The sequence below is a fragment of the Salinivibrio socompensis S35 genome (assembly GCF_000513715.1).
GTDB classification, from domain to species: Bacteria; Pseudomonadota; Gammaproteobacteria; order Enterobacterales; family Vibrionaceae; genus Salinivibrio; species Salinivibrio socompensis.
This window is the reverse complement of sequence record NZ_AQOD01000135.1, coordinates 1-9681: the sequence shown is the minus strand read 5'-3', so window position 1 is coordinate 9681 and position 9681 is coordinate 1. Positions and strand designations below refer to the sequence as shown.

The 9681-nt window shown below is 48.2% G+C and carries 9 protein-coding genes and 5 pseudogenes; 6 read left to right on the top strand and 8 right to left on the bottom strand.

Annotation, left to right across the window (positions count from 1 at the left end; genetic code table 11):
- Window positions 1-153 (top strand): annotated as a pseudogene (locus DZ54_RS24920) (ISAs1 family transposase); the annotation flags it as partial.
- Here the strand turns inward: DZ54_RS24920 and DZ54_RS0114150 are convergent.
- Together DZ54_RS0114150 and DZ54_RS22020 are read right to left on the bottom strand one after the other, a co-directional pair.
- Window positions 118-1407, bottom strand: coding sequence for a type II toxin-antitoxin system HipA family toxin (locus DZ54_RS0114150; RefSeq protein ID WP_025674769.1), 1290 nt, complete (start codon window positions 1405-1407; stop codon window positions 118-120). The pseudogene DZ54_RS24920 and the gene DZ54_RS0114150 sit on opposite strands and share 36 nt — an antisense overlap.
- A gap of 12 nt (window positions 1408-1419) precedes the next feature.
- The gene (locus DZ54_RS22020; RefSeq protein WP_051503382.1) at window positions 1420-1683 is read right to left on the bottom strand and encodes a helix-turn-helix domain-containing protein; all 264 of its coding nucleotides are present in this window, start codon (window positions 1681-1683) and stop codon (window positions 1420-1422) included.
- A 412-nt stretch (window positions 1684-2095) separates the two neighbouring features.
- On the opposite strand from DZ54_RS22020, the gene DZ54_RS0114140 reads away from it, so the two are divergent.
- From DZ54_RS0114140 to msrB, 3 genes and pseudogenes are all read left to right on the top strand, one after another.
- Window positions 2096-2524, top strand: a complete 429-nt coding sequence (locus DZ54_RS0114140) for a CidA/LrgA family protein (RefSeq protein WP_025674765.1) — start codon at window positions 2096-2098, stop codon at window positions 2522-2524.
- A gap of 6 nt (window positions 2525-2530) precedes the next feature.
- A complete protein-coding gene (locus tag DZ54_RS0114135; protein WP_025674764.1) occupies window positions 2531-3241 on the top strand; it encodes an LrgB family protein in 711 nt (236 codons plus the stop codon).
- 122 nt (window positions 3242-3363) lie between these two features.
- Window positions 3364-4514, top strand: a pseudogene (gene msrB / locus DZ54_RS22015) (peptide-methionine (R)-S-oxide reductase MsrB).
- A gap of 168 nt (window positions 4515-4682) precedes the next feature.
- Here msrB and DZ54_RS22010 read toward each other — a convergent pair.
- A complete protein-coding gene (locus tag DZ54_RS22010) occupies window positions 4683-5171 on the bottom strand; it encodes a substrate-binding periplasmic protein (RefSeq protein WP_051416044.1) in 489 nt (162 codons plus the stop codon).
- A gap of 20 nt (window positions 5172-5191) precedes the next feature.
- Window positions 5192-5326, bottom strand: coding sequence for a hypothetical protein (locus tag DZ54_RS26870; protein ID WP_276202054.1), 135 nt, complete (start codon window positions 5324-5326; stop codon window positions 5192-5194).
- A 162-nt stretch (window positions 5327-5488) separates the two neighbouring features.
- Here DZ54_RS26870 and pcp point away from each other — a divergent pair.
- Window positions 5489-6132: pseudogene (gene pcp, locus DZ54_RS27555) on the top strand (pyroglutamyl-peptidase I).
- A 157-nt stretch (window positions 6133-6289) separates the two neighbouring features.
- Here pcp and DZ54_RS22000 read toward each other — a convergent pair.
- A pseudogene (locus DZ54_RS22000) lies at window positions 6290-7017 on the bottom strand (lipoate--protein ligase family protein); the annotation flags it as partial.
- Window positions 7018-7056: 39 nt separating this feature from the next.
- On the bottom strand, window positions 7057-7440 hold the full coding sequence (locus tag DZ54_RS0114110) for a cytochrome b562 (protein ID WP_025674762.1): 384 nt from the start codon (window positions 7438-7440) through the stop codon (window positions 7057-7059).
- A gap of 166 nt (window positions 7441-7606) precedes the next feature.
- On the opposite strand from DZ54_RS0114110, the pseudogene DZ54_RS21995 reads away from it, so the two are divergent.
- Window positions 7607-8375: pseudogene (locus DZ54_RS21995) on the top strand (siderophore-interacting protein).
- 51 nt (window positions 8376-8426) lie between these two features.
- Here DZ54_RS21995 and DZ54_RS23715 read toward each other — a convergent pair.
- Window positions 8427-8912 carry a helix-turn-helix domain-containing protein gene (locus DZ54_RS23715; protein ID WP_051416043.1) on the bottom strand — a complete coding sequence of 162 codons (486 nt, stop codon included), beginning with the start codon at window positions 8910-8912 and terminating at the stop codon, window positions 8427-8429.
- Window positions 8902-9309 carry an AraC family ligand binding domain-containing protein gene (locus DZ54_RS25280; RefSeq protein WP_164831603.1) on the bottom strand — a complete coding sequence of 136 codons (408 nt, stop codon included), beginning with the start codon at window positions 9307-9309 and terminating at the stop codon, window positions 8902-8904. The genes DZ54_RS23715 and DZ54_RS25280 overlap by 11 nt, the downstream gene beginning before the upstream one ends.
- Between the last annotated feature and the right edge of the window lie 372 nt (window positions 9310-9681).

The following is a 9681-nucleotide window of genomic DNA, read 5'->3' as shown; positions in this document are numbered from 1 at the left end:
AACTTTGCCTGCCTGCGACACATGGCTTCAAACATGGTGCGGGCTGAGCCGACCAAGATCAGCTTGGTGGCCAAACAGAAGCGCTGTCTCATGAATCCCAGCTTCTTAGAGAAGGTTTTAGCCGCAGGCATACCGGCAATGGTTGAAAAATGAACACTCATGCGCTCGCCCTGAGTCTCTCATTAAGTCTCGCTCACCGCGTTTGATACCCGCTTCTTTTGCCAAGCTCTCCCATTTCGACACGGCTTGGGCGACTTGATGATAAATCTTGTCAGCTGTTTTCACATCAAGTTGAAAGTACTCCGCCACCTCAAACACAAGGTCAATATCTAAAGCATTATCTTTGTCGTCAATATTTAAGTGCAGCCCGTGGGCATGTTGTGTTGAATTGATGTCGTAGGCGGGTGACAGTCGCCAACCTGTCGTGTCAAAAATAAAGCCATGATTACGTAGGTGATCGTCACTATTGGCAACCATGATATTAAACAGCATACGTCTCCAAAGCTGTGCCAAGTCCGCCCGCGTATTAGAACCATTCTGGATAAGAAATTCCGCTAACTCTAAGTAGCTCGCTCCATCATCATTGCCATCGAAATATTCAAGCTGTGTCATTGCTGACGTAAATTGCAATCTCCTGCCGTCATCGGTACGATCAAATCGCTTAGTCAGAAAAATATGGTGGTCTGAACCAATGGCCTGCACTTTACATTCAGCCATATTGATCCCAGAGTCTAAGGCCATTTGGTACACCAAGTATTCCCACAGGCCAATATCATAATCGTCATACCGACTTGGAAACTTTGCCAGCCATAAAGTACCATCGACATCTCTTACAGAAGCTTTCGGCCTAGCTCCGCCCAACGATGACCCTGGCGAGATAAGCATATTCAACCATTTGAGGTAGTCAGGATTATCAAAGTCGGGTTTGTCCTCGATGCCTTGCGCTGCACATTCTAGCTCCGCGAGTGAAGTCATAGCTGGAGCCGCCAGATCGTCATTGTCGTCATTGTCGTCAAGAAAATTGCCACCATGCTCGGTGCAAAACCTTAAAGCGCCCATTCTAAAAGAGTCATGAACACCGAGGAGATAGTCGGTTTCGTATAATGTGTTCGCTCTACGTCCCTCAATGCGAGCTATAACAGCCTCTCGACGTTGCATCAGCAAGCGCCCCCATCGATCAGGGCAAGAATCCAAGAATATCTTGAAGTTTTTATCATCTTCAGCGTGCTGCTCGCCACTATATAAATGAAGGCAAGGGTCGATTTGAGAAGCATACTTAGATTTAAGCCAGGTCTTGTCATAGCAAAAGCTGAAATGCTCTTTACCACGGATTCGCGATGCTCTCAGTGTCCCAATAAACAAGGGCGGCTCAGTTTCAATCCAATCGGCGTAGACAAAGATTTCCATTCGTTTGATGCCCTATCGTCTCGTTTTCAACAACTCGATATCTTGCAGTTTCCTACCAAGTTCATCATCGAGCGCGACTTTACCTAGATCGTCTAACAAACCTAGTACGGCGAGCACATTAACATAATGGCCTAACGACACTGTCGGATCGCCTTTTGTGATTTTTCGTAGCGTTGGTTTCGAGATCCCTGTGCGCTGATGCATTCTATCTTGACTGATCCCTCGACGTTTCATCGCCAATAAGATGTTTTCACCCAATTGATGCAATATTTTCATCTGCCGCGGGAACACGGTGGCACCGCGCTTGGGCGGCGATTCCTTATCACACTTCACCATAATGAAATTAAAACTCGATAAAAACTCAATATATGAAAATATAGTTTCACATTAAAAAGAAATCAAAGACAATCTGCTAAGACTCGATTTTGTCAAAGACAACATGACGGACTGCCATAAAATGCGACTATAAATTATTTTTAAGGAGATATATGAAAACATAGTTTCACTTTTAGTGCCAGGCATGTATGACGAAAACTGATTCCTCACGGGACTGGGTCGTCGCTAACGCAGCTTTATCGCTCAACAAATCATGCCATGTGGGCATAGTTTAAATAAAAAAAAGTCACTTTATTCATTCTCTGCCAAGCGTAAACTATGAGCCATCTCACAAATTCTTGGCACGCTTTCGATGCAATTGATTAAAAACGCCTTCCTTACCTTACTACAAGTCTTTGTCTTAGCAGGCATTTGGTTCTTGTCTGATTGGTTGGTCACAACCTTTGCTATTCCACTACCGGCTAACCTCACCGGTATGTTGCTGTTGTTAGGCGCATTAATGTTGAAAATTGTCCGTGCCGATTGGTTGCGTCGCGGGGCAGCGTGGCTGTTAGCCGAGATGTTGCTGTTTTTTGTGCCGGCGGTGGTGGCGGTGGTTAACTATCAAGATTTATTGCTGCAAGAAGGCGGTAAAATCATGGTTGTACTGATTTTAAGTACCGCGATGGTGATTGCTTCAACCGCTTGGGTGGTCGATAAGGTGTACCGTTTTGAGATCAAAATGGCGCGCCGCCGCAGCAACCACCACACGCACCATCCTGATTTAAAACCGGAGTGCTAAGCCATGATGTCTGCTTTACCTACTTGGCTTCACGCCTCGTTACTAAGCGTTACCTGCTTTTTAATGACCCTTGGCTTTTATTACATGAGCAAATGGCTGTATCGACGTCATCCTTCAATTCTGGTAATGCCATTGTTGCTCGCGCCCTTGCTGATTGTCGCGGTGGTGGTCGGGTTTAATATCCCGTATCAAGATTACATGGCGCAATCGTACTGGTTACTATGGCTGCTGGGCCCAGCGACCGTGGCGTTTGCGATCCCTGTGTATGATAACCGCGCGTTGATCCGTCGCCATTGGTTGTCACTGTCTATTGGTGTAACTGTATCGGTACTGGTCGCGATTACCAGTACCGTCGTATTAGCGCGGGTGTTTGAGCTGTCTGAACTGCTGCAACGCAGTTTGGCGATGCGCTCAATCACCACCCCTTTTGCCGTGGAAGCCACTAAAGCGATTGGCGGGCAAAGCGATCTCACCGCCCTGTTTGTGGTTCTCACTGGGGTGATTGGGATGGCGATTGGTGAGAGCATTCTAACCGTGATTGCGATTCGCTCACGGTTAGGACGCGGGGCCAGTTTGGGTGCATCGGCGCACGGGGCCGGCACAGCGAAAGCGTATCAAATTGGTCACGAAGAAGGGGTGGTCGCCAGTGTGGTAATGATGATCGCCGGTATGGTCACTGTGCTGCTTGCGCCTGTGTTAGGCCAGTTGCTTTGGTAAGTGATCGCTGAGTGCTTTTCTACGCTATGTTATGGGTAATGATAGAAAAGTGAATGGAAAGATGAAAGTTTCTGCGTCGTGCGTCGGTCTTTCTCATCACACACCCTAATAATGAGGCGATGATGAAACAGCTTAAGTCGATCTGGCTAGTGATAGCGTTTACAGCATTCAGCTTGCTATCTATGGCAAGTTATGCGGCAGTAAAAGACACCGCCACTACCTCACAAGGCGACCAAAAGGCCACCCTTGCTGGTGGCTGCTTTTGGTGTACCGAGGCCGACCTTGAAAAGCTTGATGGCGTGATCGATGTGGTGTCTGGCTACTCAGGCGGCGAGCTTGAAAACCCCACTTATAAAGAAGTGTCGTCCGGTACCAGCGGTCATATTGAGGTGATTGATGTCACTTACGATCCTAATGTAGTGAGCTACGAGCAAGTACTCGATCAGTTCTTCCGGCATATTGATCCCACCGATGACCAAGCTCGTTCGTTGACCGCGGCCCGCAATATCGTCCCGCCATTTTTTATCGCTCTGACACGCAAAAACAAATTGCGGCCAATTTTATGGCGGAGATTGAAGCGCTAGGCGTGTTTAAAAAGCCGCTTAAAACCGAGCTAATCCCATTCGAAGTGTTTTGGCCGGCTGAAAGCTATCATCAGGATTACTACAAAAATCATAGCATTCGTTACAGCTATTACCGCTACGCATCCGGCCGAGACCAATATCTGGATGAGATATTTGGTGACGATCGTAAAGACAACCCAGTGACCTTACGTGAGATGATTGATGCGCAAAAAGCGGACGAGATGACATCGAGTGCGAGCGATGTGTCTTACTCGCGTCCCTCGGATGAAAAAATCCGCGCGATGTTGTCAGATATTGAGTACGAAGTGACTCAAGAAGACGGCACAGAACCCGCGTTCCGCAACCCATATTGGGACAACAAGCAAGCCGGGATTTATGTGGATATTGTCTCGGGTGAGCCGCTTTTCTCATCTACCCATAAATACAAATCCGGCACCGGCTGGCCAAGCTTTACCCAGCCAATCGATAAGCTGTTTGTTATCACCAAGCCGGATAACTCGCTGTTTTTCAGTCGCACCGAGGTACGCAGTAAGGTGGCGGATTCGCATCTCGGTCATGTATTTGAAGATGGCCCCGCCCCCACCGGCTTGCGCTATTGCATGAACTCAGCAGCGATGCGCTTTGTGCCCGTCGATAAAATGGCCGATGCCGGCTATGAGGATTACCTCTATCTGTTTGAGAACCAGTAAAATTAACGCTAACACGGACAACGCCCCAGCGAAATCTCACTGGGGCGTTTTTTATCTGTGGATGATTAGAAGATCATTTAGCCGGTTTTTGTTCGGGCGGTATTTGGCCGTATTTTTCAAAAATGGCACTGACGTCACCTGATGCGACCATCTGGTTAATGGTACTCTCTAACTCAGGGAAGTAACTTGCAACCGGTGACTTTTTCGGGATGCTGATATAGCGTCCGTTATAAAAACGGTCGACAAAGTTGGCTGGGTAAACGCACTCACTACAGTAAACTTATCAATATCGTGACTCGAAGATGTCACCGCCACATCAATACGTCCGTTCTCCAGCACTTTAATGATTTGTTCCGTATCGTTATAATAGCGGCGCTTGAGATCGTCGGTATTGTTAAACAAATCGGAGTAGAAACTATCACGCAGTGCGCCAATCCGATACTGCTTTAATTCTTCAAAGTTATTGATCTGCTGATTAATATTTGGACCAATGATATAAAACACTTCGCGGATGCTGTAGCCATAAGGGACAGCATTCAGAAAGACTTCACGTTCGTTGTTCATCGAGTGTCGCGGAATAATGTCCACTTCCCCCACTTCGGCAACATTGATCGTTCTTGCCCATGGCACGGTTGACCAGTCGACGCTATGGCCCATTTTATTAATGGCAACGGTAATTATTTCGGCGACTGGGCCTCACAACCGGTTTCGGTGGGGATCAACTCGGGCGTGCGATCACGGCAATGTGCTCTAAAGGTGTCGGCCGTTGCCGGTACCGCAACTAGCATGAATGCCAATAGTAAGTGTTTCATTCTCCATCCTCTCTGTGATTCGTACCCAGTAAGCATAGCGAGCCCTTTGCAAGTACGCCTGTTTTTTTAATTAGCCATCACTACAAACACAAAGATGACCCCTGTCAGTGTTTGCGGTAGAGTCCTTTTATCTCAGGCATATCACATCAATAGGGGCATTGGATGCACACCATATTAATCACCGGCTTTGAACCGTTCGGCGGCGAGAGTGACAACCCGTCTTGGCAAGTGGCAAAAGCATTAGAAGGCTGGCAGCCCAATGAGGAATGCATCGTCAAAGCCGTGCGCCTGCCCTGCACCTTCGACGATAGCTTACCCACCTTACAAAGCGCGTTGGAATCGCTCAGTCCGGTGATGGTGATCGCCCTTGGCCAAGCCGGTGGTCGCGCTGAGATAAGCTTGGAGAAGGTAGCGATTAATTATCAAGACGCGCCTATTCCCGACAACGCCGGTAAGCAGCCACATGGCACGCCGGTAGTGCCATCTGGCCCAATGCCTATTTCTCTACCTTGCCCCTCAACCGTTTAGTCACCGCGTTAAATGAAGCCCATCATCCCGCCGGTATTTCTTATACCGCTGGCACCTTTGTCTGTAACCACGTGTTTTATGGATTGATGCATGCGCTGGCTCATCATACCGAGGTACGCGCCGGGTTTATTCATATTCCCTACAGCCCAGCGCAAGCGTGTAAACACCGCGCCCCGAGCATGCCGATTGGCGATGTGGTGGCGGCGATGAAGATAGCCATTGAGTTGAGTGTATTGGATGACGATGTCACCAGCGTGTGTGAAGGCATGTTGCATTAGCATGCTGGGCCTTCAAACGCCTCGTGAATAACAAGATGGAGCGCATTCCTCACTCCTTGGGATTAGTTTCACGCACGATTGCGCTTAAGCATACTATATTGAGCCGCGGCCTCAAGCCTTGCCAACCACAAGCGGCGATCGTGCCATAAACGCTTAGAGTCAGCAACTGAAACAGCTGTTCAGTTGTCGGCAGTTCAACTAGGTGTGCCGATAACGGTGTATGCACCTCGGCCTCAATACGATCGGGGTGATCACAAAGCTGGTTGCAAAGCGACACGGGCGCAACAATATGTTGACAATCGGCATCAATCAACAAGCAAGCCTGCGCCAGCATCACCGTTTGTTTGGTATCGCCTGCGCCCACTCCTGCCTCCGCGCCTACTCCCGTGCTTGCACCCGCGCCTAAACGCAGAATTTTCTGAGCGGTTCCCACCACTTTTTTGCCCGCAATATTGAGGTTATAGTCGCCATCACAATACGAGCCGGGCGTATCGCCCACCGTGGTTGCAATGCCTAACTGATGGAAAAAAGACTGTAAAATGGTGCAAAAATACTGGTAAGCGGTCTGGATATGATACGGCGTATTAGCCGGCCACACCGTCAGGTAAGACACGTTAATCACCCCTGCAGTTGCGGCACCGGGGCACCGCCTGTGCGCCGGCTCTGCACTTGCCAACCTAACGCTGCTAATGCGCGGAGTAATTCAGGGGTTTGTGGCCATTTTTGTCCCGCCGGCAGCACCAAGGTTTGCGCATCTGGCTGCCAAAGCAGTAATGCCTCGTTGAGTTCACCCTGTTCTATCCGCCGGATCAGTACCTGTTCTTTATCGAAGGCAGACGCCACCGACAGCGAGGGATAACGCAGAATCGTTTTTTGAGTCGCCATTAATACACTCGCTGTCGTTATGTTCCTATTCTTCGGCCATTAACCAAACAAACGCTGCCAAATACTAGGATTACGCTTGTCATGGTACTCTTCACGCAAGGCATCAATTTGGCGCATGCCTTGTTTTGCTTGGTCGAGATCGCCTTCGCTCAGTGCCGTATCAATCTTATCCAAGGTCACCGCCAGTTTATCGAACCCTTCCATAAAGGTATCGACTTTTTCTGGTGGGTAGCTACCGGCTTGAGCTTTCGCGACCAGAGTTTCTAATTTCGCAACCGGCGCTTGCATGGCCTCAACGCTTTGCGCACTCGCCGCTTCTTTGAAGGTCATTTTTATTTCTTTCATGATCGGCTTAAGCTCAGAGGCCGAGACGTTCAGCGACAACAGCACCGCCACCGCACTAGTGAGTATGACTTTCTTCATTTTTGCTCCATGTAATTGTTTTTTATTAATAATAATACGCCATTATCTTACTCACTTCTCACGGTCTTGCCCAGCGAAGAAGCGTAAACCAATGTAAAGCACTTACACATTTCACATCCTGATGGTATGATTAATTGTAAATGATAATGATTTTAAGTTAGATAATATGAAACAGCCAAACTATCACCTCACTCGCGTTATCGATACTCAAACCGTCACACCCAATATGCAACGCTTAACCTTACAAAGCGACGCCTTCGCGGACTTCCCTGCGGAGTGTGAAGGCGGCTATATCAAGTTGCTGTTTGATAAAGTGGGAAGCACAGATCTGAGCGGATTAGCAGAAGGCGAGCGCCCCGTAATGCGCACCTACACCATTCGCCGCTTTATGCCTGATCAGCAACAAATTGAAGTGGATATGGTCCGCCACCAAATCGAGCAAACCAACTGTGGCTTTGCCGCGCGCTGGGCACTGAATGCCCAAGTAGTTGATACTATTAACATTGCCGGCCCTGGGACCATTGCGCCAATTAATCAAGACGCAGATTGGTTCTTTATGGCGGCCGATATGACCGCGTTGCCGGCACTATCAGCCAAGATCAAAACCTTGCCTCGCGATGCCAAAGGCTATGCGGTGGTCCAGCTCGATATTGCAGAGGATGCATCAACCACTCGACGCCCCCGCGGGCATGGAGATTATATGGCTGACCACCCCTACGTTGGCCGAGACGGTAAAGGCACAGCCTTGGTTTGCTGGGCAAGTGTCTGTGTGGTGTGCCTGTGAGTTTGAGAGCATGCGCGCACTGCGCCAGTACTTCCGCAACGATCGTGATGTTGAGCGTGAGTTTATCTACATCAGCAGCTATTGGAAAAATGGCGTGACCGAAGAAGGCCACAAAGTGATCAAGCGTGAAGATGCGGAGAGACAATGTTAAATCGAGACCCTCACTTTTAACTAAGGTCTTGTAAAAGAATGGTAAAACACGCTACTTGTTCATTTTAGGCGTACTATCGTCATTTTTATCTTGATATAAAAATGCTTTAGGTGGCTTACCAACCAAAGACGTTACCATATAAGAAAACGCACTATGAGTCGCATAGCCCAGCTCTTGGGCTATGATACCCGTTGGCACTCTCACCGCCGCCATATCGATAGCCTTCGACAAAAGAGCTTGATGTTTCCACTGCCTAAACGTCATTTGTAATTCCTGTCTAAATAGCCTCGCAACCGTGCTCTCACTTGCACCTACTTGACCCACGAGGGCAGACAGTGTTGTCGTTTGTAATGGTGACTGAATAAATAAGTCACATAAATGTCGCAACCGTTTATCTTCTGGCATAGGTAGGCCAAGAGCGACTTTTTTAGCTTGCCTCACTTCTGAGCTTATGAGTGTGCACATTGCACTGTATGTCTGCTCTCCGATCTTTTCGGTCGTCTGAGTTGCAATACGCCTGACTAATTCACTGAGCAAAGTACTGACCTGAAAACAGCGACAGACTCCCCCACTCTTTACGCCATGTTTCGCCGTGAAAGTAACAATTAGTTTGGAACATATAGACCGAGAATATTTCTGCCTTTTCAAGTAGTGAAGAGTCATGGGCAACACCAGGGGGGATCCAGACTGCATGTTGCGGCGGCACCAAGTACGCAACCTGCGGGGTTTTGACCTGCACGACGCCGGTATCAGAGAACACCATTTGTCCCCAGGGATGGTGATGGAGCTCGACGTCCGCCCGCTCAACGACCTGTTTGGCGATAGCCCGGATCGGCGTTTGTTCGTTCAAACCCAGATGCGTCATGGGCTCCATGGACGGATCATGGCGGATTGACTGATTCTCGATACTTTTTGCCATATATACGAAATTCACCCAGTTCCATTCCTAGTATAAATAGTAACTCGAGAATATAGACATGGCGAGTCATCGAGCTCCGATCATGCAAGCAAAATACACTTTTCTATTATAAACAATTATATGAGTGAGACATGAGTCAGTTATCTATTTCAACTTCAGCGAACAAGGCGTGCCCAGGGCGATACAGCACAACGACTGATGGCAATGGAGGCTTAACACTGAGGAATCCCCTGATGATTTAGATAAAAATCATCAATTTAAGGTAGATGCACACCTTGTCATATGATCAAATGGTTTCACCAAAAATCAATAATCAGACAACAAGATGTGCGAACTCAATATCTTACATGACTCTCTCTACCAATTCTGTCCTGAACTGCATTTAAA

Coding starts and splice junctions, on each gene's coding strand:
- DZ54_RS0114150 (WP_025674769.1), bottom strand. CDS start 1,407: ATGGAAATCTTTGTCTACGCCGATTGGATTGAAACTGAGCCGCCCTTG.
- DZ54_RS22020 (WP_051503382.1), bottom strand. CDS start 1,683: ATGAAAATATTGCATCAATTGGGTGAAAACATCTTATTGGCGATGAAA.
- DZ54_RS0114140 (WP_025674765.1), top strand. CDS start 2,096: ATGCAATTGATTAAAAACGCCTTCCTTACCTTACTACAAGTCTTTGTC.
- DZ54_RS0114135 (WP_025674764.1), top strand. CDS start 2,531: ATGTCTGCTTTACCTACTTGGCTTCACGCCTCGTTACTAAGCGTTACC.
- DZ54_RS22010 (WP_051416044.1), bottom strand. CDS start 5,171: ATGGGCCATAGCGTCGACTGGTCAACCGTGCCATGGGCAAGAACGATC.
- DZ54_RS26870 (WP_276202054.1), bottom strand. CDS start 5,326: ATGAAACACTTACTATTGGCATTCATGCTAGTTGCGGTACCGGCAACG.
- DZ54_RS0114110 (WP_025674762.1), bottom strand. CDS start 7,440: ATGAAGAAAGTCATACTCACTAGTGCGGTGGCGGTGCTGTTGTCGCTG.